The 24,160-nt window shown below is 66.7% G+C and carries 25 protein-coding genes, 1 pseudogene and 1 riboswitch; of the genes and pseudogenes, 8 read left to right on the forward strand and 18 right to left on the reverse strand.

All coding sequences use genetic code 11. The features are described from left to right. Nucleotides 1-17: 17 nt before the first annotated feature. From N6H05_RS12230 to N6H05_RS12255, 6 genes are all read right to left on the reverse strand, one after another. On the reverse strand, nt 18-920 hold the full coding sequence (locus N6H05_RS12230; protein ID WP_284114072.1) for a DMT family transporter: 903 nt from the start codon (nt 918-920) through the stop codon (nt 18-20). Between the two features lie 45 nt (nt 921-965). After that, the gene (locus N6H05_RS12235; protein ID WP_284114073.1) at nt 966-2,426 is read right to left on the reverse strand and encodes a GntP family permease; all 1,461 of its coding nucleotides are present in this window, start codon (nt 2,424-2,426) and stop codon (nt 966-968) included. After that, entirely contained in the window at nt 2,419-3,453 is a 1,035-nt protein-coding gene (locus tag N6H05_RS12240; RefSeq protein WP_284114074.1) for a patatin-like phospholipase family protein, read from the reverse strand. Before N6H05_RS12240 ends, N6H05_RS12235 begins: the two co-directional genes overlap by 8 nt. 107 nt (nt 3,454-3,560) lie before the next feature. After that, entirely contained in the window at nt 3,561-4,208 is a 648-nt protein-coding gene (locus tag N6H05_RS12245) for a heme exporter protein CcmB (RefSeq protein ID WP_284114075.1), read from the reverse strand. Further along, nucleotides 4,199-4,816: a heme ABC exporter ATP-binding protein CcmA gene (ccmA, locus tag N6H05_RS12250; protein WP_284114076.1), complete on the reverse strand. Its 618-nt coding sequence runs from the start codon at nt 4,814-4,816 to the stop codon at nt 4,199-4,201. The genes N6H05_RS12245 and ccmA overlap by 10 nt, the downstream gene beginning before the upstream one ends. Beyond that, nucleotides 4,813-5,220 (reverse strand): metallopeptidase family protein, encoded by a 408-nt coding sequence (locus N6H05_RS12255; RefSeq protein WP_284114077.1) that lies wholly within the window; start codon nt 5,218-5,220, stop codon nt 4,813-4,815. The genes ccmA and N6H05_RS12255 overlap by 4 nt, the downstream gene beginning before the upstream one ends. A 40-nt stretch (nt 5,221-5,260) precedes the next feature. Here N6H05_RS12255 and N6H05_RS12260 point away from each other — a divergent pair, with 40 nt between their 5' ends. From N6H05_RS12260 to N6H05_RS12270, 3 genes are all read left to right on the forward strand, one after another. Then, entirely contained in the window at nt 5,261-5,551 is a 291-nt protein-coding gene (locus tag N6H05_RS12260) for a 4a-hydroxytetrahydrobiopterin dehydratase (protein WP_284114078.1), read from the forward strand. Nucleotides 5,552-5,586: 35 nt separating this feature from the next. Further along, nucleotides 5,587-5,695, forward strand: a riboswitch (SAM-I-IV-variant riboswitch). Between the two features lie 57 nt (nt 5,696-5,752). Then, nucleotides 5,753-6,799, forward strand: coding sequence for a threonine aldolase family protein (locus tag N6H05_RS12265; protein WP_284114079.1), 1,047 nt, complete (start codon nt 5,753-5,755; stop codon nt 6,797-6,799). A 238-nt stretch (nt 6,800-7,037) separates the two neighbouring features. Next, a complete protein-coding gene (locus N6H05_RS12270; protein ID WP_284114080.1) occupies nt 7,038-8,090 on the forward strand; it encodes a hypothetical protein in 1,053 nt (350 codons plus the stop codon). A gap of 6 nt (nt 8,091-8,096) precedes the next feature. Here N6H05_RS12270 and N6H05_RS12275 read toward each other — a convergent pair whose 3' ends face one another. From N6H05_RS12275 to N6H05_RS12285, 3 genes are all read right to left on the reverse strand, one after another. Next, the gene (locus N6H05_RS12275; protein WP_284114081.1) at nt 8,097-8,594 is read right to left on the reverse strand and encodes a hypothetical protein; all 498 of its coding nucleotides are present in this window, start codon (nt 8,592-8,594) and stop codon (nt 8,097-8,099) included. Further along, nucleotides 8,591-10,924 (reverse strand): patatin-like protein, encoded by a 2,334-nt coding sequence (locus tag N6H05_RS12280; RefSeq protein ID WP_284114082.1) that lies wholly within the window; start codon nt 10,922-10,924, stop codon nt 8,591-8,593. The genes N6H05_RS12275 and N6H05_RS12280 overlap by 4 nt, the downstream gene beginning before the upstream one ends. A gap of 143 nt (nt 10,925-11,067) precedes the next feature. After that, nucleotides 11,068-11,523, reverse strand: a complete 456-nt coding sequence (locus tag N6H05_RS12285; protein ID WP_284114083.1) for a DUF2059 domain-containing protein — start codon at nt 11,521-11,523, stop codon at nt 11,068-11,070. A gap of 82 nt (nt 11,524-11,605) precedes the next feature. Between N6H05_RS12285 and N6H05_RS12290 the strand changes: the two are divergent. Next, nucleotides 11,606-12,396, forward strand: a pseudogene (locus tag N6H05_RS12290) (IS5 family transposase). Nucleotides 12,397-12,809: 413 nt separating this feature from the next. Here the strand turns inward: N6H05_RS12290 and N6H05_RS12295 are convergent. The 4 genes from N6H05_RS12295 to N6H05_RS12310 all read right to left on the reverse strand — a co-directional run bounded on the left by N6H05_RS12295 (nt 12,810) and on the right by N6H05_RS12310 (nt 16,805). Further along, entirely contained in the window at nt 12,810-13,706 is an 897-nt protein-coding gene (locus N6H05_RS12295; protein WP_284114084.1) for an NAD-dependent epimerase/dehydratase family protein, read from the reverse strand. A 24-nt stretch (nt 13,707-13,730) separates the two neighbouring features. Beyond that, the gene (gene proB / locus N6H05_RS12300) at nt 13,731-14,864 is read right to left on the reverse strand and encodes a glutamate 5-kinase (RefSeq protein ID WP_284114085.1); all 1,134 of its coding nucleotides are present in this window, start codon (nt 14,862-14,864) and stop codon (nt 13,731-13,733) included. 132 nt (nt 14,865-14,996) lie between these two features. Next, nucleotides 14,997-16,094, reverse strand: coding sequence for a GTPase ObgE (gene obgE / locus N6H05_RS12305; protein ID WP_284114086.1), 1,098 nt, complete (start codon nt 16,092-16,094; stop codon nt 14,997-14,999). A 30-nt stretch (nt 16,095-16,124) separates the two neighbouring features. Further along, nucleotides 16,125-16,805, reverse strand: a complete 681-nt coding sequence (locus N6H05_RS12310; RefSeq protein WP_284114219.1) for a TetR family transcriptional regulator — start codon at nt 16,803-16,805, stop codon at nt 16,125-16,127. 54 nt (nt 16,806-16,859) lie between these two features. Between N6H05_RS12310 and N6H05_RS12315 the strand changes: the two genes are divergently transcribed. Then, nucleotides 16,860-17,387, forward strand: coding sequence for a GNAT family N-acetyltransferase (locus N6H05_RS12315; protein WP_284114087.1), 528 nt, complete (start codon nt 16,860-16,862; stop codon nt 17,385-17,387). A 36-nt stretch (nt 17,388-17,423) separates the two neighbouring features. Here N6H05_RS12315 and N6H05_RS12320 read toward each other — a convergent pair whose 3' ends face one another. From N6H05_RS12320 to rplU, 3 genes are all read right to left on the reverse strand, one after another. Then, nucleotides 17,424-17,999 carry a GNAT family N-acetyltransferase gene (locus tag N6H05_RS12320; RefSeq protein WP_284114088.1) on the reverse strand — a complete coding sequence of 192 codons (576 nt, stop codon included), beginning with the start codon at nt 17,997-17,999 and terminating at the stop codon, nt 17,424-17,426. 284 nt (nt 18,000-18,283) lie between these two features. Then, the gene (gene rpmA, locus N6H05_RS12325) at nt 18,284-18,553 is read right to left on the reverse strand and encodes a 50S ribosomal protein L27 (protein ID WP_004207902.1); all 270 of its coding nucleotides are present in this window, start codon (nt 18,551-18,553) and stop codon (nt 18,284-18,286) included. 27 nt (nt 18,554-18,580) lie between these two features. Further along, complete coding sequence (gene rplU, locus N6H05_RS12330; RefSeq protein WP_004207901.1) at nt 18,581-18,877, reverse strand: 50S ribosomal protein L21; 297 nt, start codon at nt 18,875-18,877, stop codon at nt 18,581-18,583. Nucleotides 18,878-19,067: 190 nt separating this feature from the next. Here rplU and N6H05_RS12335 point away from each other — a divergent pair, with 190 nt between their 5' ends. The 3 genes from N6H05_RS12335 to ybaL all read left to right on the forward strand — a co-directional run bounded on the left by N6H05_RS12335 (nt 19,068) and on the right by ybaL (nt 21,332). Next, nucleotides 19,068-19,451, forward strand: coding sequence for a hypothetical protein (locus N6H05_RS12335; protein WP_097384165.1), 384 nt, complete (start codon nt 19,068-19,070; stop codon nt 19,449-19,451). 53 nt (nt 19,452-19,504) lie between these two features. Then, nucleotides 19,505-19,633, forward strand: a complete 129-nt coding sequence (locus N6H05_RS12340) for a hypothetical protein (RefSeq protein ID WP_257211493.1) — start codon at nt 19,505-19,507, stop codon at nt 19,631-19,633. A 64-nt stretch (nt 19,634-19,697) separates the two neighbouring features. After that, a complete protein-coding gene (gene ybaL / locus N6H05_RS12345) occupies nt 19,698-21,332 on the forward strand; it encodes a YbaL family putative K(+) efflux transporter (RefSeq protein WP_004207898.1) in 1,635 nt (544 codons plus the stop codon). A gap of 76 nt (nt 21,333-21,408) precedes the next feature. On the opposite strand, the gene N6H05_RS12350 is transcribed toward ybaL, so the two are convergent. After that, nucleotides 21,409-23,145 carry a DEAD/DEAH box helicase gene (locus tag N6H05_RS12350; protein WP_284114090.1) on the reverse strand — a complete coding sequence of 579 codons (1,737 nt, stop codon included), beginning with the start codon at nt 23,143-23,145 and terminating at the stop codon, nt 21,409-21,411. Between the two features lie 316 nt (nt 23,146-23,461). Further along, nucleotides 23,462-24,160: a 50S ribosomal protein L1 gene (gene rplA, locus N6H05_RS12355; protein WP_004207896.1), complete on the reverse strand. Its 699-nt coding sequence runs from the start codon at nt 24,158-24,160 to the stop codon at nt 23,462-23,464.

Here is a 24,160-nt window from a genome sequence, read left to right on the forward strand (position 1 = left end):
GACGGCGCGATGGCGGCTCAGGCTGGCTCCACCACCTCGGTCCGCTTGGGCTGCGACCGGCCGAGCAGCACGCCGACGAGCGCCAGCGCGAAGCCGGCAATCTGCACCGGGCCGAGCTTCTCGCCGAACAGCAGCCAGGCCTCGACCGCGGCGAGCGGCGGCACCAGCAGCAGCAGCATCGACATGCGCGTCGGCCCCTGGGTGCGCACCAGCCATACCAGCAGCGACAGGCCGGCGGCCGACAGGCCCAGCACCGACCAGCTGAGGCCGATCCACAGCATCGGGCTATTGTCCCAGCGCCATTCGCCCACGATCAGGGTGGCGGCGATCGCCACCAGCGCGCCGCCGGCATTCTGCACCGCGCCCGACACCCAGATCGGATCGCCGCCGATTGTGCCGCGCTGGATCAGCGTGCCGCCGGTCATGCCCAGCACGGCAATGATGCCGGCAATGGCGGGGATCAGGGTGATCGCGCCGGCGCCCGATTTGGCGATCGCCGGCATCAGCACGCAGCCAACGCCGAGGATGGCGATGGCAAGGCCGCTCCAGGCGCGCGCCGGCAACCGCTCGCCCAGGATCGCGACGCTGGCGACCGCCACCATCAGCGGCTGGGTCGCGCCCAGCAGCGACATGATGCCGGCCGGCATGCCATGGCCAACCGCCCACCAACTGAGCGTCAGGTAAAAGCCGTGCAGCATCGCGCCCGCCGCCAGATGCAGCCACAGGCGCCGGCCGTGCGGCAGCGGCTGGCGTGCGCGCAGGGCAAGGAGCCCCAGCAGCAGCGCGGTCAGGCACAGGCGCGCGGCCAGGATCAGTTCCGGTGCGCCATGGGGCACCATCGCGCGGGCGACGATGAAGCCGGTGGACCAGATCAGGACGAACAATATGGATGCGATGATGCCGAACATGGCGCAGCCCATGGCCCAAGCGCGGGCGCCTGTCGACCCGGCCAACGGGCGAAGGGATCAGAAGCTGCCGATCGTCGACCCGATCAGGATGACGGCGACCAGCGCCGCAAGCGAGCTGACGATGCCGGCCATGGCGATATCCAGATAGGATTCGCGGTGGGTGACGCCGCTCAGCGCCAGCAGGGTGACGATCGCACCATTATGCGGCAAGATGTCGAGTGTGCCCGACCCGATCACCGCCACCCGGTGCATGATGGCGGGATCGGTGCCGGTCTGCGCCGCAATATCCATATAGGTCGGCCCCAGCGCCTCCAGCGCGATGGTGAGCCCGCCCGATGCCGATCCGGTGAGCGCGGCGAGCAGGTTGGTCGCCACCGCCAGCGACACCAGCGGCCCGCCGCCCATGCCCAGCACCCAGTCGCGGATCATGTGAAAGGCGGGCAGCGCGGCGATCACCGCGCCGAAGCCGACCAGGCTCGCCACGCTGATGATCGGCAGCACGGCGGCGTTGGCGCCCGAATCGATGCTGTCGCGCAGGCTGGGCAGGCGGCCCCGGTTGCACAGGATGATGGCGATCGTCGCGATCATCAGCGCGGCCGTCACCGACCATATGCCCGCAACCGCGCCCAGGCTGGTGCTGCCCCATAACGGCTCCGCCAGGAAGGGCGCGTCCCAGGTCGGGAACAGCCAGAGCGACAGGATGAGGTTGCAGCCGATCATCACCCCGATCGGCAGGAAGGCGATGGCGAGCGAGGGGCGGTCGTCGGTGGGCGCGCCCTTGTCCATCTCCGCGGGGTCGAAGGTGGAGGCCGTCGTCGTATGCTCGCGCATCCGCGCGCTGTCGACCGGCGCGGCGGGGGAGAGGCTCGGGTCATAGCCTTCCAGCCGGGCAGCGGCGGCCGCCTGCGCCCGCAGCAGCCAGCCCAGGCCCACCGCCAGCATGATGACCGCGGCGATCAGGCCCAGGCCCGGCGCGGCATAGATGGAGGTGCCGAAGAAGGGCATGGGAATGACATTCTGGATCGCCGGCGTGCCCGGCAGCGCCGTCATGGTGAAGGTCGACGTGCCCAGGATGATGGTCGCGGGCACCAGCCGCCGGGGAATGTTGCCGGCGCGGAACAGCGCCTGCGCCATCGGCACCAGCACGAAGAAGGCGACGAACAGGCTGACCCCGCCATAGGTCAGGATCGCGCCGGCCAGCACCACCGCCATGATCGCGCGACCGGACCCCAGCCAGCCGATCATGGCATCGGCGATGCTACGCACCGATCCGCTGTCGTTCATCAGCTTGGCGAAGATCGCCCCGAGCAGGAACAGCGGGAAGAATTGGGCCAGGAAGCCGGCGGCGGCGACCATGAAGATCTGGGTCCAGCTCGCCAGCATCGGATAGCCCGAAAAGCAGGCCGCGATCATCGCCAGCGCCGGGGCGAGGAACAGCACGCTCCAGCCGCGATAGGCCATGGCGATCAGCGCGCCGAGCGCGACCAGGATGCCAAGGAAGCTGAGCGTCTCAGACATGGGCGAGCAGCGCGTCGATATCGAGTGTCGATTCCCGGCCGATCGCCTGGCCATGCTCCTTCAGGAAATCATCCGCCGCCTTGCGCCCGATCTTCTTGAGCTTCCACAGGAAAGCCCATTCGGCATTCAGCTTGGACGAATGGCCGAATTGCAGCATGTCGGCGCTGGCGATGCGGTGGATGCGCATCTTCGCCCATTTCTCGCCTTCGCCATGGCCGGGGTCGGCGACCTGGCGCAGCAGCGCCATCATCCGGATTTCCTGCAACAGCACGGCGTTGAAGGAAATTTCGTTCAACCGGCTGGCAATGTCGCGCGCGGCGTAGAGGTCGGTGGCGCGCTCGACCGGGTTCACCTGGATCAGGATGGTGTCGTCCGAATCACAGTCACGCACCAGCGGCGTCAGCGTCGGATTGCCCGAATAGCCGCCGTCCCAATAGGCCTCGCCATCTATCTCGACCGCATGGAACATGGTCGGCAGGCAGGCAGAGGCGAGCAGTACGTCGGGGGTGATCTCGGCATTGCGGAATACGCGGGCCTGGCCGGTGCGCACGCTGGTCGCGGTGATGAACAGGCGGATCGGGCTGGCGGCGAGATGGTCGAAATCGACGCATTCGTTGAGGATGTCGGTCAGCGGGTTGAACCCGCCCGGATTGAGATCATAGGGCGAGCAGAGCCGTGCCATCAGGTCCATGCCGACATAGAGCGGCGAATAATCGAGCGTCCAGCGGCCGAGCGCTATGTCGAGCGGACTGCGGCGGAACGGGCTGAACATCGCTCCGTCCGACACCTTGCTCCAGAAACGGGTGAGGGCGCGGCGGGCACCCGGCGCGCCGCCATGGGCATAGCCGCTGGCCAGCACGGCCGCGTTCATCGCCCCGGCCGACGTGCCGGATATGCCGTCAATCCGCAGCCAGGGTTCTTCGAGCAGGCGATCGAGCACGCCCCAGGTGAAGGCGCCATGGGCGCCGCCGCCCTGCAGGGCCAGGTCGATCAGGCGGCTTTGCGGTGCGGCAGTCGGATCGGGCATCGGGCACCTCGCGCTTGGCGGGCATGGCCCGCTGTCGGAGCTTGTTGCGATGCAGCATGGGACCATTGCGGCCCGCCAATGTCAACGCCTTGCGCGTTGCACAAACCTCATTCCCGACCCGCGCGGATCGCCGCGCCGCCCGCGATCGGCGTGATCGCGACCAGCAGCAGGGAGGCGGCGCCCAGGAATTTGAACGCGGCGCCGCTGCCATCGCCCAGTGTGCCTGCGCCAAAGATCAGCAGCGGCACCGCCAGCGGCAGGGCGAGCAGGCCCGCCAGCGCGCCCGACGAGCGCAGCCCGGCGGTCAGGGTCGCCACCAGCAGGCCAAGCGCGGCCAGCGCGGGCGTGCCGATCAGCAGCCCGGCCTCCAGCGTCAGGATCGTCGCGCCGTCCAGCTTCAGCAGCGCGGCGGCGGGCAGGGCGGCGATCATCAGCGGCGGACCGAAACCCAGCCAATGGGCGATCAGCCGGGCGATCACCACCATCTCCTCGCTGATGCCGCGCAGCGCGATCTGGTCCAGGATGCCGGCATCGCGATCCGGCGCGACCAGCCGGTCGACCGGCAGCAGGCTGGCGAGCAGCGCCGCGATCCACAGCATGCCGCCGCCGGTGCGGGCGAGCAGGGCGGCGTCGGGACCGACCGCGAAGGGATAGAGGCTGGCGACCAGCAGCAGGAAGGCGACCGGCAGCCACAGCCCGGCCGAGCGCCAGGCCTGTCCCAGGTCGCGGGTGACGAGCAGGGCGATCAGTCGCATGACGCCTCCTGTGCCGGGTCCGGTACATGGGCAGCCATGTCGATCCGCACCGGATCGGTCAGCGGCAAAGGCTGGTGCGAGGCGGCGACGACGATGCCGCCGGTCGCCAGATGGTCCGCCACCGCCGCGCCGAGCAGCGCGACCGAAGCGTCGTCCAGGCCGTTTGCCGGTTCATCGAGCAGCCAGATCGCCGCGCCGCTGGCGATCACGCGGGCAAGCATGGCGCGCTTGCGCTGGCCAGTGGAAAGCATGCGCACGGGCACGTCGCGCAACGGGGCGAGCGCCATGGCGTGGAGCGCGCGGTCGAGCGCGGCCGCATCCACCCGGTCGAGCTGCGCCCAGAAGCCGAGTGCGCGGTGGAATGGCAATTCCATGTCGAGCGCCAGCCGCTCGTCGGCCAGCGCGACGCTGCCCTGGCGATCGATCGTCCCGGCATAGGCGGGCAGCAGTCCGGCGCACTGGCGCAGCAGGCTCGACTTGCCGATGCCGTTGGCGCCGTGCAGCAACGCGCTGCCGCCGGCCGCCAGCACCAGGTCGACGCCGGCAAAGAGCAGGCGTCCGCCGCGCAGACAGGCCAGGCCCGACAGGCGCAGCGCCGCGCCGCTCATGGGGCGACCATATCCTCCAGCACATGCATGTCGATGTCCGACAGGCCGAAATGATGGCCGACCTCATGCACCACGACATGGGTGATGAGCGCTTCGAGCGGCACGCCGGTCTCCACCCATTCGTCGAGCAGCGGGCGGCGGAAAAGATGCACGGTCGGCGGCAGGTCGCCGGTCTGCGCCTCCTGCCCGAAGGGACGGCCGCTATAGAGGCCGGTCAGGCCGAACGGATCGTCAATCTCCATCTCCTTCAGGATATCGGCGTCGGCGAAATCCTCGACCAGCATCACGACATTGGAGAGATAGGAACGGAAGGGCTCGGGCAGGCGGCTCAGGGCCTCCAGCGCGAGTATCTCGATTTCCTGTGGGGTAGGGGCGAAGCGGAACGATTGACCAGTGTCAGGCATGGCTGTCACATAGGCGAAAGAAATAACGCAGGATAGAGAAATGCTTGTCAGGTTGAACGAAACGGAACGCGCGATCGCGCTGGCGGATTTGCCCGAATGGACGGCGGTCGCCGAACCGGACGGGATCGCGCGCAGCTTCACCTTTCCCGACTTCGTCGCTGCCTTCGGCTTCATGACGCGCGTCGCGCTGCTGGCGGAAAAGGCCGATCATCATCCCGAATGGTCGAACGTCTATAATCGGGTCGAAATCACGCTCACCACCCATGATGCCGGCGGCCTGTCGCAACGGGACATCGATCTGGCGAAGGGGATAGAGGCGCTGCTGCGCTGATGCTTGACGCGGCATCGCCCGGCCGATAATCGCCCCGGCAACATCAAGAGTCGGGCCAACGTCCGACACCAACCTGCTCCCCGAGCAAGGTGGTGCCTTTCGAAAGAAGGGGATGTGGCCGGACCGGCAATCCAACGGGACATGCAGCCACGACGACGTTGATTCGATGCTTGGTCACACACCAGCAGACGGAAGCATGACGTGCCCATTTCCACACAGCAATTTGCCAGCGACAATTATGCCGGAGCCTGCCCCGAGGCACTCGACGCGATGCTTGCGGCGAACAGCGGATCGGCGACGGCCTATGGCGAGGATGAATGGACGCAGCGCGCGGCGGACAATTTCCGCGCCCTGTTCGGCGGCGATGCGGAAGTCTTCTTCGTCTTCAACGGCACCGCCGCCAATTCGCTGGCGCTCGCGGCGCTGTGTCAATCCTATCATAGCGTGATCTGTTCGGCCGCCGCCCATGTCGAGACCGACGAATGCGGCGCGCCCGAATTTTTTTCCAACGGGTCGAAGCTGCTCGCCGCGCCCTCGCTCGACGGCAAGCTGACGCCGGACGCGATCCGGCAACTGGCGACCAGCCGCTCCGACATCCATTTCCCCAAGCCGCGCGTCGTCACCATCACCCAGCCGACCGAGACCGGCCTTGTCTACACGGTCGAGGAAGTGCGCGCGATTTCCGCCGTGTGCCGCGAACTGGGGCTGAAGCTGCATATGGACGGCGCCCGCTTCGCCCATGCCTGCGCCAGCCTCAACTGTGACCCGGCGGAGATCAGCTGGAAGGCGGGCGTCGATGTGCTCTGCTTTGGCGGCACCAAGAATGGCATGGCCGTGGGCGAGGCGGTGATCTTCTTCGACCGCGCGCTGGCGCAGGATTTCGACTATCGCTGCAAGCAGGCGGGACAGCTGGCGTCGAAGATGCGTTTCCTGTCCGCGCCGTGGATCGGCCTACTGGAAAGCGGTGCCTGGCTGCGCAACGCCCGCCACGGCAATGATTGCGCGACCCGGCTGGCGGCGGCGATCGCCGACCTGCCCGATGTCAGCCCGATCTTCCCGGTGGAGGCCAATGCGCTGTTCCTTGCGGCCCCCGCGCCGGTGCTGGACGCGCTGCGCGCGCGCGGCTGGCGTTTCTACACCTTCATCGGCGGCGGCGCGCGATTCATGTTCGCCTGGGATGCGCAGGTGGAGCGGGTCGACGAACTGGCCCGCGACATCCGGGAAGCCTGTCTGGCGGTCGCCGCCTGACCACAAGCTGATCCGAATAGGCGCAAGGCCATGGGCGGGCTGGCGATGGTGCGCGCCCATTCATGTCCTTGTTGCGATATCGAAATGTCATGATCTGGCGCGGTCAAATGGCGGGATGATCCGTTGAGGATGCTCCAAAGCGGATGATCTTGCCTGGCGCAGCCAATTGAAAAGACGCGCTGATCCGGGCCTTCATCACGCCGCCGGCACAGGGGCCGGTGCGTGGACGGAGGCTGTCATGAAGAGGATCGGATGGTTTCTGCTGGGCGTCATGGCGCCGCTGCCGGCGCCGGCGCAGGAGGCGGCTTCGATGGCCGAGGCGCGGGCGGCGATCGAGACCGCCGATCTGGCCGCGCTGCCGCTGGAGGTGCGCGCCGCGATCGGCAGGGCCTATTCGGTGTCGGAAATCCTGCAGATACGGGGCGTCGAGAAGGTGCCGGGCCAGACGCTGGCGGTCGACGAATTGATCTTCAAGCCTGATGGCACGATCGAGTTTACCGGCCAGCATCCCTGGGTGCTGCTGTTCGCCAAGCGGATGCGGATCGAGGATCCGCACTCCTTGCTGGGTATCCGACGGAATACCGCGCTGCTGGCCGGACCGAAGGGCCAGGCGGGACAGACCGGTACACGCGGTGCCCGTGGCGGCCGTCGCGGCTCTGACGGTGAGCCGGGACGGCCGGGGGGGCGCGGCACCAATGGCGGACCGGGCGCGACGGCGCGGGTACCCGACCTCTATATCGTGGCCGGCCGGCTGGAGGCGACGGCGACGGGCAGCCCGCTCAATCAGGTGCGCATGAACATCGATTTTCGTGGTGTGCCGGGTGGCGCCGGGGGCGCGGGCGGCAGCGGTGGAGCCGGCGGTGATGGCGGCGGGGGGCGTGATGGCAGGGCTGGACCGTTTGGGGATTGCCGACGAGGAGCGGGTGACGGTGGAGACGGCGGGCGTGGTGGTCCGGGGAGCAATGGCGGCGCGGGGGCCAAAGGTGGCGATGGCGGCGCGGTCTATGTCATCGGGCCGGCCGCGGTGACCGACATCTTCACCGCAGGAGACATCCTGACCGGCGGCGGGGCTGGCGGACGCGGCGGGGCTGCAGGGCCGGGTGGCCAGGGTGGTGCGCGGGGATCACGCGGATCTCAGCCGGGGACATGTGGTGGCGCGCATCCGGGCGATGTCGGCGCGATGGGGCCTCGTGGCCAAGTCGGGCCTGATGCACAGCCCGGCGCTCGGGGCCGTGTCTTCGCTGTCAGGATTGGCGGGCTGGATATGCTACAGGCGCCGCCTTCACCCTGATATCGCTCAGGGTTCCTCGCCCTCGATCCGGGCGTCATAGCTGCTCAGCGCACTGATGACGTCCGGCATCTTCTCGTAGCGCTTGCGCAGCAAGGCGAGCTTCGTGTCGGTGCCGGAGCAGAGTTCGGCGACGCTTTCCTCGATATAGGCGCGCCGTTCCGCATCATAGGGTTCCTCGCCGCGGAAATGGTCGCAGCTGTCGCGGTCGACCATGAAGGCGGTGACTTCGCGCGGGAAGGGGGCGGGCTGGGCCGCGTTGCTGGACGGCGGCAGGTCGAGCGAATTGGTCGGGCCGGGCGGGCCGACGGTGACGATCGGCGCCGGGCGCGAGGGCAGGACGGCGGGCGGAGCGGGGGGCGGCGGATCGGGCTGGACGACGGCGATGGCCACCTGCTGCGGCGTGTTTGCCGGGGCGGCCTCTGCGCTGTCGTCGGACGAGCCCTTGCAGCCGGTGACGAGCACCAGCGCCAGCATCATCGGAAACAGCTTCAAACGCCCCTTCACCCGATTTCCTCCCGCAGTCCGGCGATCAGATCCGCAACATGCGGCAAGCGCGACTCTTCCTCGTCGAGGATCGCCAGAAACGCCGCCCGCCTATAGGTGCGCAACGCCCCTTCGGGAAGACGTGTTGGGGCAGGAATTGCAGAAATTACGATATCCAGCAGGCGTTCTACTCCATGGAGCCGGCCCCACAGATAGTCATTCTCCCGATAGACCCGGCTGAAGAAGGCGCCAAAATTGTTGAATTCTATGCCTTTTAATGTGGCGTTGGCGCCGCCGGCGCGGATCGCGGTGCAATCTTCGGGCGAAATTCGGTCGACTTTTATCGGATCATATTCATCGACAGCGTCACCCTGAAGCAACGGTAAGGTCGCGATGTCGGAGAAGGGGAAGCCGAGATAGGCCAGCAACATGGTGCGGCGTCCGGCCTTGGGCAGGTTGGCGAGCGCCTCGGCCAGCAGCATGTCGGCCGCCTCGTCGCGGGCACGCAGGCCGCGCGCCTGCGCCATTGCCTCCAGCGCCGCACCGGCGTCGGTCGGCACCTGCGCTGCGGCGGCGCGAACATGGTCATTGTAGAAATCATTGCCCTCGCATTCGGTGTAGAGGGCGAGCGCGCGATAGATGGCGTCGTGCATCGCCTGCACCGCTTCGCCGTCGGCATCGGCCTCCAACTCCAGCGTCTCGGCCAGCCGCCGCGCCAGGAAGCGCAGGCGACGGATGCGGAAGGCCAGGTCATGGGTGCGGAAGAACAGGACGGGCGCGGCGGCGGACCCGGCATCCTCGGTCAACTGGTCGGCGCCGATCGCGCGCACCTGTTTCCAGATCGCCTGGCGATAGGCTTCGCGCATCATCGGCGCATCCTCGCCGCTCAACTGGAACAGCCGCGCAGCCAGGTCCTCGACGATGCCCGACAGCTTGAGATGGGCATAAGCGGGGAAGGCGAAACCGGCCGATGCGGCGGCGCGCTGCTGCGCCTTGCCGCGCCAGGTCGACAGGCGCGCGGGCGTCGGCCGGTCGAGGAACAGCATCCGGCCGATCGCTCCCTCCACCTCCGCTTCGATACCGGGGCGCAGCGCCTGGATGATCCGGCCCATGCGGCGGATGCGAGCGGAATGGCGGTCGATCGCCTCCAGATTGTCGCGGATCGGCTGTTCGCGCGGAATGTCCGACAGCGCGCCGAAGATAGTACGGAAAAAGCCGGGCAGCGGCGCATTCTCGCCGGTCGGCGCTGTTTCCTCCTCGCCCTCGCGGTTGAGGTGGATCGACCGGTGGCCGGGCTTGGGATCGATATAGACAAAGCGGCGGTCGACCTCGCGCCGCGACGGCCGGTTCCTGAGCGCGCCGATCGCCTGGGCAAAGGGGGCGTTGGCTAGCACCGATCCGTCGATCAGCACCGCGTCCTCCGCCTCGCCCCGTGCCGCCCGGCGCGGCAGCACGCGCGCCAGGAAGGCGTCGCGGCCGGGCCAGGCGCGGTGGCGGCGCTTCAATACCCGGTCCAGCTCGCGCACGGTGAAGGGCGGAAAGGCGCCGGGGAAGCTGGCGGTGGCGCGCGCGGCAAAGACCAGTTCGGCCGGATCGGCAAAGCCGCTGACGCTGCCGCCCCGGCCGCGAAAGCCGATCGACAGCCGATGCTCGGTCTCGATCACCTGGGGCGGGCTGTTGAGGCTCAGGCTTTGCACATGGCCGTCGAAATCGGTGACGGTGACGAACAGGTCGAGCGGATGGCCGTCGGGCAGCAGCGACGGTCCGGCCGGCGTCGCGGCCATGGCGTCGAAGGCGTCGAGCAGCATGGTCGAGAATATCGCCCCGCCAAAGGGCGGCTCGAACCAGCGCGAGCGGATGAAGCGCGACAATTTCATCCGCACCTCCTCGCGCGTGTCGGGCGCCACCGTGCGCTCGACCGCGTCACCGGGCCGGCGCGCGGCCATCCATACCAGTGGCGTCGCCCAGAATTTGGTCAGCGCGCGGGCGGGGCGCGCATCGGGATCGAGCAGTTCGTCGACATCGGCATTGTCCAGCCACAGCGCGGTTAGCGGTTCCAGCGACTGGCCGGTCTCGATCGCCTGGGCAAGGAAGATGCCGTTGATGCCGCCCGCGCTGGCGCCGGCGATGATGTCGGGCAGGATGCGCAGCCGCGTGCCGCTCGCCGCCTCGATATCGGCGAGCAGCCGATGATAGACCGCCTCGCTCGCCCCCTGCGGCGCCACCCCGTCATGAAAGGCCCGGCTTGCCCGCGTCAGGTGCCAGATTTCCTTGGTGATGCCGTGCATGTAGACGGCCAGGCTGATCCCGCCATAACAGACGAGCGCGAGGCGTAATTCCTTCTCCCTCATGGGGATAGGGATCGCAAAGCCAGGCCGCCTTGTCGAGAGGCGGAATGTCCCACCCCCTGTCCGAAGGCGGGAAGGGGCGATGGCGGGGTTGGGTGGTGAGCGGACGGGCAGGTTTGCGGCAAATTACCTGATAGCCGACATCGCTATTTTGCTAGACTGTCATTAGCCTCTTTCACGATTTCCGCTTCCATATCTTCGGTATTCGTATTCGTGTAGGCTTCCATTCTCCAGCGGCCGTCGAGATAATGTTGGCCCACAGGCGCTTCGAGAAAAGTCACAATCTCTTGCAAATCAATTTCGGTAAATTCCCAGTTGAGATGATCTTCATACGCCTGTTGGTAAACCGCGCGTCGCTTCTCATACGCAGCTTTAAGTGCCTTGAACCTAATCTCAAATCCACTGGATAGGCTCTCTGTCAGAGTTTCGCCCGAAGGAGCGCCCCACAGTGGGCCACCGGGCATGGCGTAACGCTCAAGGAAACTGCCAGTATCGAGTTGATCTTGAAGGCCTATGGCTCGCATAAACCGCTTGATCAATTGGAGTTTCGAGGCGCTAGGCGCTTCTTCAATCTGCGCTGACGGGGCTGTTTGCGAGCGCATGCGTTCGGCTCCAAATGCATTAGGTTTCGTGGACAAAGGTTGACAGCAGGATCGGGCGTTGATTCAAGGCTGCCTTTTGGAGGTGGCGTTGGGCGAGCGTATTGGGCTGACGGAGGACGAGTGGGGGATCATCGGCACATTACTGCCATCTGAGCGTGGTCGTGGCTGTCGTCCAGCACAGGACAACCGGCTGTATTTCGAAGGCATGATGTGGATCGCCCGCACAGGTTCGCAATGGCGCCACTTGCCGGATGAATATGGCAAGTGGAACAGCGTTTTCCGCCGCTACCGGCGCTGGGTTACGACCGGGGTGTTCGAGGCGATGCTCGAGACACTGGGCGAAATGGTGGCTCGTGATGCCACTGCGGACATGATCGACAGCACCGTGGTCCGAGCACATCATTGTGCCGTCGGCATAAAAAAGGGACTCAGGAAACCGAGGCGCTTGGCCGATCGCGAGGCGGATTCAGCACAAAGCTCCACGCCCGCTGCGATGCCAAAGGCCGACCGCTCGGCTTTGTCCTGACGCCGGGCCAGAGCCACGATATCCAAGGCTTTGGCCCGCTGTTCCGTTTGATTGCTCATAAGATCGAGGCATTGTTGGCGGACAAGGGCTACGATGCAGATGCCATCCGCGAGGAATTGGCCAATGCTGACGTTGAGGCTGTCATTCCCGCCAAAAGCAATCGGCGCGATCCAATCCCACACGATCGCGAAAAATACCGTTGGCGCAATCTTGTCGAACGCCTCTTCAACAAACTCAAGAACTGGCGGCGTATCGCAACTCGATACGACAAAACCAAAGAGTCCTACCTCGGCTTCGTCAATCTCGTCTCAGCCCTGCAATGGATACCCTTTGTCCACGAAACCTAGTTGGCGCGGTGATTACTGCGATTAAAGCAAGCAGAAATGTCTTCATAAGAGTATCGTGCCAGAGCCGGTTATCGTCCGCAAATGGTCGGAAGCCGACCATATCCAATCCCTCAATCCCGCATGCCGCTGTCCTACAACTCTACCCCTGTTCTAAGCTGGGGCATGACGCTCCCGTTCATCCTGCCTCCGGCATCCATGCAACTGACGCGCGACGGGTGCGTCGCTGTCGCGTCACGGGCGCGCGGGTGGGGCCTCGCCGGCGCATGTCGGGCGCATCTGCCGGACCTGCCATGGCGCGTTATTGGCGCGTGGGCGTTGCGCCATAGGTGCAAAACAGGCGCAAAAGCCCCCAAAAGGCCGTTTACACTGTGAACTTCGGTCGTGACCCGCGCGGACTTGTGTCCTCGGGCGACTTACAGCCAGCCCTTGGCGCGATAGGCTTCGACCGTGGCCTTCAGCCCGTCCTCGGTCGGGATTTGCGGCGTCCACAGGCGCTTGGGCGGCTGCTTGCGCTTGGCGACGACCCAGTCGGGGTGGCAGAAATAATCGACCCGGTCGGGGGTCAGCTTGGCATTGCGGCCGCGCACCAGCCGGTCGAGCCGGGCGGCGGTCACCAGCAGCCATTGCGGCGTCGCGAAGGTGCGGACATTGCGGCCTACCGCCCGGCCGATCGCCTGGCCGAATTCCTGATGGTCCCAGCCGCCGGGCGTCGCATCGTCCGCCTCATAGGTGCGGGTCTGGCTCTGTTCCTTTTCGCAGGCCAGCGTCAGCAGCAGGTGGGAAAGATCGGCGACATGGATCACCGACAGCCGGCCGCCGGGCGGCAGCAGCATGATGCCGCGCTTGGCCATGCGGAACAGTTCCAGCATTTCCTGGTCATTGGGGCCATAGATGGCCGGCGGGCGCACGATCGTCCAGTCGAGGCCGCTGGCCTTCACATGGCGTTCGGCCAGTTCCTTGGACCAGCCATAGTCCGACATGCCCGGCTCGCGCGCGGCGAGCGAGGAGACATGGACGAGCCGGCGCACGCCGCGTTTGCGCATGGCGTCGACCACCGCCATCGTGCCGCGCGCATTGCCCGCCTCGAACCCCTCGCGGTCGGGCGCGTTCACGACGCCGGCGATATGGATCACGGCGTCGGCGTCGCGCACCAAGGTGTCGAGCGCGGCGGTATCGTCGAGCGAGCCGGGCACCCATTTGAGATGCGCGCGGGGTGGCTGCGCCCGGCGGGTGAGGGCGTTGACCTGAAGACCGGCGGCAAGCGCCTGATCGAGCGTTTCGGCGCCGACGAAACCCGTCGCGCCGGTCATGGCAATTCTAAGGGACATAATAGGTCAGACCATCGCCATATGGTCGCGATGGACCAGCACGGAACGGGACATTTCGCCAAGCAGGGCGGGGATATCCTCGCTGCGGCGGCCGGCGATCTTCGCGGCGGCCTCGCTGTCATATTCGATGAGGCCACGGGCGATCACCCGGCCATCCTGATTGAGAATGTCGACCACGTCACCGCGCGCGAACACACCCTCGACCCGCGCGACGCCGGCCGGCAGCAGGCTGTTGCCCTTGCCCAGCGCCGCTTCGGCGCCGGCATCGACGATGATCCGGCCGAGCACGGTGAGGCGGCCCGAGAGCCAGCCCTTGCGCGCGCCCTGGCTTTCGGCGGCAAGGAAGATGGAGCCACGGCCGCCATTGGCCCAATGGCTGAGCGGGGCGTCGACCTTGCCCGAGATGATGGCGAGATGGGCGCCGGCGCCGGTGGCGATCTGTGCCGCCTGGATCTTCGACACCATGCCGCCCGATCCCATGCCCGAAGCCGAACCGGTGTCGGCCATGGCGGCAATGCGCGCGTCGATGCGCTCTATCCTCTCGATCAGCATGGCATTCGCATCGGCGTGCGGATTGGCGGTGTAAAGCCCGTCCACGTCCGACAGCAGCACAACCGCGTCAGCCCGTGCCGCCTGTCCGATGCGCGCCGCGAGGCGATCATTGTCGCCAAAGCGGATCTCCGCCGTGGCGACGCTGTCATTCTCGTTCACCACCGGCACGACGTCGAGCGCCATCAGCCGCTCCAGCGTGGCGGATGCGTTGAGATAGCGGCGGCGATGCTCCAGATCGTCGAGCGTCACCAGCATCTGCGCGGCGGTGATGCCCTTTTCATGCAGCAGGCTGGCCCAGCATTGCGACAGGGCGATCTGGCCGGTGGCCGCCGCCGCCTGCGCATCCTCCAGGCTGCCGCGCCCGCCCTTGGGCAGTTTCAGCCGGCGCGCGCCCAGCGCGATCGCGCCTGACGACACGATGATGACCTGTTGCCCCGCCGCCTTGCGCGCGGCGACATCGGCGACCAGCGTGCGCAGCCAGTCGACGCGCACTTCCCCGGCCGGATCGACCAGCAGCGCCGACCCGATCTTGATGACCAGGCGGCGGACCAGGGCAGGGGGAAAGCCGGACAGGGTGTTCGTGGCCACTTTTACAACAACATCCGTTCGGTTCGAGCCCTTCGACGACGCCTGCGGCGTCGCTCAGGACAGGCTTTGTCGAGAACCTCGCGCGCAGTTCTCGACAAGCTCGAACCGAACGGAGGTAGATCTGTTGATAGCTTAGATCGGCGACCAGGTGGCTTCGCCGTCGCTACCGCCGTCGGCATCTTGCTCGTTCTGATCTTCGTCGAGAATCTCCAGCACCGCGTCCAGCAACGGGCTGACGCCTTCGCCGGTCGCGCCGGAGATGATGAAGACATCTTCCACGCCGGCCTGCTCGCGCAACTGCTCGGCAATATCTTCCATCAGTTCCTGGCCCAGCAGGTCGCCCTTGTTGAGCACGACGATTTGCGGCTTTTCGTCCAGGCCCCCGCCATAGGCAGCCAGTTCGTCGGTGACGATGCGGAAGGCTTCGACCGGGTCGTCACCGGTCGCGTCGATCAGGTGCAGCAGCACGCGGCAGCGCTCGATATGGCCCAGGAACCGGTCGCCGATGCCCGCGCCCTCGGCCGCGCCCGCGATCAGGCCGGGAATGTCGGCCAGCACGAATTCGCGATCACGGTGCAGCACCACGCCAAGCTGCGGCTTGGTGGTGGTGAAGGCATAGGCGCCGACCTTCGCCTTGGTGTTCGTCACCTGGTTGATCAGGGTCGACTTGCCGGCATTGGGCATGCCGACCAGGCCGACGTCGGCCAGCAGCTTGAGGCGCAGCCAGACCCACATTTCCTGGCCCGGCCAGCCGGTGCCATGCTGGCGCGGCGCCCGGTTGGTGCTGGTCTTGTAGGACAGGTTGCCGCGGCCGCCATCGCCGCCGCGCAGGAAGCTCACACGCTGCCCGACCTCGGTGAAGTCGGCCAGGATTTCCTGTTCCTCATATTCGGGATAGCCGTCCTCGTCCTCGGTCCCCTCGATCGGCTGGGGATCGGACAGGATCTGGGTGCCGACCGGCACCTTGACGATCAGGTCGTCGCCGCCGGCGCCATAGCGGTTCTTGCCCATGCCGGGCATGCCGCGCTGCGCCTTGAAATGCTGGGTGTAGCGGAAGTCGATCAGCGTGTTGAGGCCGGCCACGGCCTCGAAGATGATGTCGCCGCCCTTGCCGCCATTGCCGCCGTCCGGGCCACCATATTCGACATATTTTTCACGCCGAAAGCTGACCGCGCCGGGACCGCCCCAGCCGGACTTGATGTAGATTTTTGCTTGATCGAGAAAATGCATGGCGCGCCCATAGCGCCTTCTTGGGCAAAATTAAACCTTAGCCTGCGACACTTTTGCTGTCGCCGTCAACCGCGCTTCTTCGGTGAGGGCGGAGACCAGGCTGCGGGCCGCCAGTTCCCGTGCCTTTTCGCGGCCAAGGCCCAGCGCAGCGGCCATCGGGCCGCCCATCTGCGAATCGCCCAGTGCCAACAGGACCAGCATCAGCGTATTGTCGCGGATCACCTCCGCCAGTTGCGGGCGCAGCGCCGTGGCGGCCAGCTTGTCGACCAGCCGGTGGATCGCATCCACCACCGGATCGAGCGCATCCTCATTACCCGACGCCAGCATCCAGCTAGCCAACGCGCCAGCGCCGCCGGCATCGAACGCGTCGAAGGTCATGTCGACGATCCGCCGGGGTTCGACCTCGCCGCGCCGGGCAGCGTTCACCGCGTCGCCGATCGTCGCGGTGATGGCGTCGGCCAGATAGCCGGCGAGCGCCTTCTGCAGGCCGGCGGCCGATCCGAAATGATGAAGCAGATTGGCGTGGGTGCGGCCGATGCGATTGCCCACGGCCTTCAGCGTCACGGCCTGTGGCCCCGCTTCCAGCAGCAGGGCGCGGGCGGCCTCCAGCGCGATCAGGCGACTTTCGTCGGGGCTGAGGCGCGAGCGCTTGAGGGGGATCGGTTCGGGCAACGTCCCTTGCCCATGACACAGGGGCGGGGGGAAGGCCATAGCCATGTGCGGGGTCGCTTGACCGGCCCCTGCGCGGCCGCCCATAGATTGGCGATGACCGATGCACCCATTCTCATCACCGACCGCCTGATCCTGCGTCCGCACCGGGTGGAGGATTATCCTGCCTGCCAGGCGCTATGGGCCGATCCGGACGTGGTGCGCTTCATCGGCGGCGCGGCGCTCGATGCGCAGGCGGTGTGGTTCCGCATCCTGCGCTATGCCGGCATGTGGGCGCTGCTCGGCTATGGCATGTGGGCGATCGAGGATCGCGCCAATGGCGAATTGCTGGGCGAGGCCGGGCTGCTGAGCGCGGCGCGGGGGCTGGCCGAACTGGACGGCGTGCCGGAAGCGGGCTGGGTGCTGGGGCCGGCTGCCTGGGGGCGCGGGATCGCGACCGAGGCGATGGCGGCGATCTTCGCCTGGACCGATGCGCAACTGGATGCGCCGTCGATCCGCTGCATCATCGCGCCTGACAATGGCGGGTCGATCAAGGTGGCGGAGAAGCTGGGCTTCGTCGCGCTGGGCGATGTCGATTTTCATGGTGCGCCGACCCGTGTCTTCGATCGGTCCCGTCAGGCGTGAGAGGCGGGCGCCTTGATCGGCGCCCGCGCACTTCAGTTAAGCGGCAAGCGCCGGCAGCGCGTCGCCATATAGGTCCATCGCAAGGTCCACGCTCATGCGGGCGGCCTCGCCCTCGTCGAAAACCAGGCAGTCGGCCTCGGCCCCGCGGGCGGGGCTGTAGCGCCGCTCGACCGTGCCGTTGGCGCGGAAACCGATCTTGCGCAGGACATGGCCTGACGCGCGATTGTCGGCGAAATGGACGGCGCGGACCGCCGGCAGATTATGCGCGCGGGCGATGCTCATGACGGCGCGGGCCGCCTCCGTGGCGAAGCCCAGGCCCCAATAGGGGCGGGCGATCCAGTAGCCCAGTTCCGGCGTGCCATCCTCGGCCTCATGGATGCCGCAGCCGCCCACCAGGCGCGGCGCGCCCTGGGTGCGGGTGAAGGCCAGCAGGCGCGGCATGCGCGAATCCTGCGGCAGCGCCAGGAAGGCCTCGGCATCGGCCAGCCCATAGGGGGCGGGTGCGCGGCTCAGATTGCGCAGGACCGCGTCATTGCCGATGGCCTGGGCCAGGGCGGGGGCATCTTCCATCCAACCTGGCCGCAGCAGCAGGCGGGGGGTACGGGCGAACATTCACGTCTCTCCTCTTCGTGCGCGCCAATAGCTGCCAATCATGACGGCTTGACGACGGTCTTCTCTGGCTGAGCCCCGCCCGCACGACGCGCGAGAAGGTCAGTAGTTCCAGAGGTTTGAGGGAAATCGGGAGGAGTGCCCGGTGATGTTCGTCAGAACGGAAAAAGGGCGCTCCCTGTGAAGGGGCGCCCTTTTTTCCCTCGATCCCGATCGACGCACTTATGTGTGCAACCGATCAGGCGGGGCGTCCCTTTTGCGAAGGACGACCCGTCATCGATCGTCCGTTATTCGGCTGCCGCGGCTACCGCGTCGACCGATACATATTTGCGGCCGAGCTTGCCGTCGTGGAATACGACGCGACCTTCGCCGAGGGCGAAGAGGGTGTGATCCTTGCCCATGCCGACGTTACGGCCGGGATATACGCGGGTGCCGCGCTGGCGAATGATGATGTTGCCGCCGATCACTTCCTGACCGCCGAACTTCTTCACGCCAAGGCGCTTCGACTCAGAATCGCGACCGTTACGCGACGAACCGCCAGCTTTCTTATGTGCCATGACCTAAACTCCTTATCTAAGCTGCGCTCAGGCGATCGACACGATCTTGAGGATCGTGTGATTCTGGCGGTGGCCGTTCTTGCGGCGATAGTTGTGACGACGACGCTTCTTGAAGACGATGACCTTCTCGCCCTTCGCCTGCGCAATGATTTCGGCTGCGACGGTCAGCTTGGCTGCGTCCTTCAGGTCGCCGCCTTCGCCGGCCAGCAGGACGTCGTCCAGCGTAACCTTGTCGCCGGCTTCGCCAGCGAGCTTTTCAACGACGATCTTATCTCCGGCGGCGACGCGATACTGCTTGCCGCCCGTGCGCACGATAGCGAACATGGCTTGGTCTCTTCTCGTTCAAATCTGCTTTACGCAGATCGTCGAGGACAAAAAGCCTGTTCGACCCGCGCGGGAATGTGGCCCGGTAGTGGAATGACTCGATTCTGTCAACCGCCATGGGCCCAGCTTGTGGGCTGGTTTTTGGCTCTTAGTCTTCCTACATCGGTGATGGAAGGGAATATAAGCGTCGATGAGCAGATTACATCCCCAGGATGCGACCGGCAAGGGCAGGCTGCCCTTCATCGCATCGCTGTGGGCTGCGATCTTGGTCGCGCTGCTCTGCGCGATCGCGCCCGATGGCCCGCCTTCCAGCAAGCTCAATGGCTCCGCCTTCAGTTCCGCCACGACCGGCGTGGTGCTCAAGGCGCGCTCGCTGCCCGCGCCACATCTCGCCCGCGCGCCCCGCCCCGATGGGGATGGGGTGGCCTTGCCCTGGCTGCTGGCGGCGGCGCTCGCCCTCATGCTCTCCTGGCGCCGTCTGGCGCCCGACGCGCCACTGCCGCTGCCGGCAGGCCGCTACAGCCATCTTCGCGCGCGGAGTCGCCGCGCCCGTGCCCCGCCCGCCTTCCTCTGACATTTTTCCCGCCCGCGATGGCGGGCGTCCGTCAGACAGAAGGAATTGAGATCATGCCCCGCAAAAGAAAGATGCGCGGTGGCCGGCGCAATCCGCCCGGCTGGTTCATGCCCGTCGTCATGGCAGGGCTCGGCGCCGCCGGCGCCCTGCTCTCGATCGCGATGCTCGGCATCGTCGAATAATAGACAATGTTCCGCGCCGGCGGCAGGATGAAGGCCTGCTGCCGGCGGACAGGGAAGGAATTTCATGCCCCACCACACGCCCCTTATCGGGACGATCGTTGCCGGCCTTGTCGTGGCCTTCATCATGGGCGCCATTGCCCATCGCCTGAAATTATCGCCGCTGGTCGGCTATCTGGTCGCCGGCATCATGGTCGGCCCCTTCACCCCCGGCTTCGTCGCCGACAGCGGCCTGGCCAATGAACTGGCCGAAATCGGCGTCATCTTGCTGATGTTCGGCGTCGGCCTGCATTTCTCGCTCAAGGATCTTCTGTCGGTCAAGGCGATCGCCGTGCCCGGCGCGATCGTGCAGATTGCGGTCGCGACCCTGCTCGGCATGGGGCTTGGCTATCTGATGGGCTGGCCGCTGATGGGCGGGCTGGTCTTTGGCCTGGCTTTGTCGGTCGCCAGCACGGTCGTGCTGCTGCGGGCGTTGCAGGGGGCGGACCTGGTGGAAACCCGGCGCGGCCGGATCGCGGTCGGCTGGCTGATCGTCGAGGATCTGGTGATGGTCCTTGCCCTCGTCCTTTTGCCGGCGCTGGCGGGGGTGATGAACAATGCCGATGCGGGCGGCGGGGCAAGCGCGCTGATCGCGCCGCTGGTCGGCACCTTGCTCAAGGTCGTCGGCTTCGTCGTGCTGATGCTGGTTGTCGGCCGCCGTCTCATCCCCTGGGCGCTGCACTGGGTGGTGCATAGCGGATCGCGCGAACTGTTCCGCCTCGCCGTGCTGGCGATTGCGCTGGGTGTCGCTTTCGGTGCCGCCATCGTGTTCGACGTGTCCTTCGCGCTGGGCGCCTTCTTTGCCGGCATGATCCTGGGCGAAACGCCGCTCAGCCGTCGCGCGACCGAGGAGACGCTGCCGCTGCGCGACGCCTTTGCGGTGCTGTTCTTCGTGTCGGTCGGCATGTTGTTCAACCCCGCGGTGGTGGTGGAACAGCCGCTGCCGCTGCTGGCCACGGTCCTCATCATCGTCGTCGGCAAGTCGATCGCCGCCTGGGGCATCGTCCGTGCCTTTGGCCATCCCAATGTCACGGCGCTGACGATCGCCGCCAGCCTGGCGCAGATCGGCGAATTTTCCTTCATCCTGGCGTCGCTGGGGGCGGGGCTGGGCGTCTTGCCGGCCGAGGCACGCGACCTGATCCTTGCCGGTGCGATCGTGTCGATCTTCATCAACCCGATTCTCTTCTCGCTGATCGTGCGCGATCACAAGAAGGAGGAGGATGAGGCGCAGGCCGACACTGCGACCGATCAGCCGCGCCTCGGCCATGTCATCCTGGTCGGCTATGGCCGGGTCGGCAAGCTGATCGCCAAGCGCTTGGCCGAGCGCCATGTCCAGTTTGTGGTGATCGAGGGCGATCCCGAACGGGTCGAGGAAGCGGAGGAGGCCGGCCTGTCGGTGGTGCGCGGCAATGCGCTGGAGGACCGGCATCTGCTGGCCGCAGGCATATGCGAGGCGCGCTATTTGCTGATCGCGGTGCCCGAAGGGTTCGAGGGCGGCGCGATCAACGAGCATGCCCGCCATCTCAACCCCAATCTGCAGGTGATCGCCCGCGCCCATAGCGATGCCGAGGTCGCGCATCTTGAAGCGCTGGGCGTGCGCCATGTCGTGATGGGCGAGCGTGAATTGGCCGGGCGCATGCTGCAGCTTTGCGGCGTCGGCTGACGGACAAGGAAAAAGGGCGGTGAACGATGGTCGATCGTTCACCGCCCTTTTTGTTCAGGAGGCTATGCCGAAGCGCTTAGCCGCGCGGCTTGCGCGGGCCGCCGGGGCGCTTGGGGCCGCCCTTGAAGGGGCGGGGCGCGTAGCCGGCCGGGCGCGGCCCACGGTCGTTCGAACGGTTGCCCTGGCGGCGATTGTCGCGGGCCTGCTCGCGCGGGGCGCCGTCGATCATCTCGAACGCCACGTCGGCGCCCTCGTCATTGGCCTCGCCCGAGCGCTTGACGGCCGACATGAAGCGGCTGGCGATCGCCCGCGGGATTTCGAACATGGTTTCGTTGGTGGTGATGCGGATCGCGCCGATGTCGCCGCGCGACACATGGCCACGACGGCAGATCAGCGGCAGGATCCAGCGCGGATCGGCATTCTGGCGACGGCCGATGTCCATGCGGAACCACTGGGTATCCTCGAATCCCGGACGCGGTCCTTCCTGGCGTGGCGGCGCTTCGCTGCGGTCCAGCAGTTCCTCGGGCGCGGGCAGCGAGGCGCGGGCGCTCTTCACCAGCATCGCGGCGATTTCCTTGGCCGACTTTTCCGCCAGCAGCTCGGCGCCCAGTGCCCAATCGGCCTCGTCCAGCTCGGCCTTTTCCATCAGGGTCGAGCGCAGGCGGGCATTGTCCTGTTCCAGGATCGCTTCCTTGCTGGGCGGGGTGCCCCATTCGACCGGGATCTTGGCGCCACGCAGCATCGATTCGACACGGCGGCGACGCGGATAGGGGACGATCAGGACGGCGGTGCCCTTCTTGCCGGCGCGACCGGTGCGGCCCGAACGGTGCTGCATCGTCTCGGCGTCGCGCGGCAGTTCGACATGGACCACCAGCGTCAGGCTGGGCAGGTCGATGCCGCGTGCGGCGACGTCGGTGGCGACGCAGACGCGCGCGCGCTTGTCGCGCAGCGCCTGGAGCGCGTGGTTGCGCTCATTCTGGCTATGCTCGCCCGACAGCGCCACGGCGGCGAAGCCGCGCTCGGTCAGGCTGCTATGCAGGTGGCGGACATTGTCGCGGGTAGCGCAGAACAGGATCGCGGTTTCGGCTTCATGATAGCGCAGCAGGTTGACCACCGCATTCTCGATGTCCGACGGGGCGACGGTGACGGCCTGGTAGCTGATGTCGCCATGGCCGCGTTCTTCGCCCACGGTCGAGATGCGCAGCGCGTCCGACTGATAGCGCTTGGCCATCGCGACGATCGGCTTGGGCATGGTGGCCGAGAACAGCAGGGTGCGGCGATCTTCCGGCGCGCTGTCCAATATGCCTTCCAGATCCTCGCGGAAGCCCATGTCGAGCATTTCGTCCGCTTCGTCGAGGACGACGGTGCGCATTCCCGACAGGTCCAGCGCGCCGCGTTCCAGATGGTCGCGCAGGCGGCCGGGAGTGCCGACGACGATATGGGCGCCATGGCTGAGCGCGCGGCGTTCCTTGGCGGCGTCCATGCCGCCGACGCAGGTGGCGATGCGGGCGCGGGCGGCGCCATAGAGCCATTCCAGCTCGCGGCTGACCTGCAGCGCCAGTTCGCGCGTCGGCGCGATCACCAGCGCCAGCGGCAGGCCGGCGACGGGTAGCTTGTCGCCACCGGTCAGCAGTTCGGCGGCCATGGCCAGGCCGAAGGCGACGGTCTTGCCCGAGCCGGTCTGCGCCGACACCAGCAGGTCGCGGCCCTGCGCTTCATCCTGCGTCACTTCGGACTGGACCGGGGTCAGGCTCTCATAACCCTTGGTGGTCAGCGCCTGGGCGAGCATGGCGGGGAGATGTTCAAAAGACATTTTTTCGTTTTCCATCGGTAAAGCGACCCGCCATTCCCGACGGATACGTGAAGACCTGCCATGCTCCCGCCGTGGAGAGCCCAGGGGTAGGTCGCGTCCCTGGTTCCAAAATCCTCCCCTTGTCGGGGGAGGGGGACCGTCGACATCGCCGACGGTGGAGGGGTGTCCCCCTATGGCGCAGGCGGCGAATGCCCCTTTGCCCGGCCTTGTGGCCCTCGGGCCGCTTCTTGAGTGAGCGGCTGGTCCTATAAAATAAGAAGGCCGCCTTCCCCCGCAAGGAGGGAAGGCGGCCCCTTTAATTCTTATCCCAACGGGATCAGATCGAGGCGACTTCGGCCACGTCGACCTTCACGCCCGGACCCATCGACGACGACAGGGCGATCTTGCGGACATACTTGCCCTTCGAGCCCGAGGGCTTCGCCTTGACGATCGCGTCGACGAACGCGTCGAAATTCTTGCGCAGGTCTTCAGCCGAGAAGCTCGACTTGCCGAGGCCAGCGTGGATGATGCCGGCCTTTTCGACGCGGAATTCGATCTGACCACCCTTGGCGGCCTTCACGGCTTCGGCGACGTTCGGCGTGACGGTGCCCAGCTTCGGGTTCGGCATCAGGCCCTTCGGACCCAGAACCTTACCCAGGCGACCCACCAGACCCATCATGTCGGGGGTGGCGATGACGCGCTGGAAGTCGATGTTGCCGGCCTGGATCGATTCGAGCAGGTCTTCGGCGCCCACGATGTCGGCACCGGCGTCGAGCGCCTGCTGGGCCTTGTCGTTGCGGGCGAACACGGCGACGCGAACGTCCTTGCCGGTGCCGGCGGGCAGGGTGACGACGCCACGGACCATCTGGTCGGCGTGACGCGGGTCAACGCCCAGGTTGATCGCGATTTCGACGCTTTCGTCGAACTTGGCGGTGGCGTGGGTCTTGATCAGGCCCAGTGCCTCGTCAACGCCGTGCAGCTTTTCGCGGTCGATCGCGGTCGCCAGGGCCTTCGCCTTCTTGGTCAGCTTTGCCAT

The sequence above is a fragment of the Sphingobium sp. WTD-1 genome (assembly GCF_030128825.1).
Lineage (GTDB): Bacteria > Pseudomonadota > Alphaproteobacteria > Sphingomonadales > Sphingomonadaceae > Sphingobium.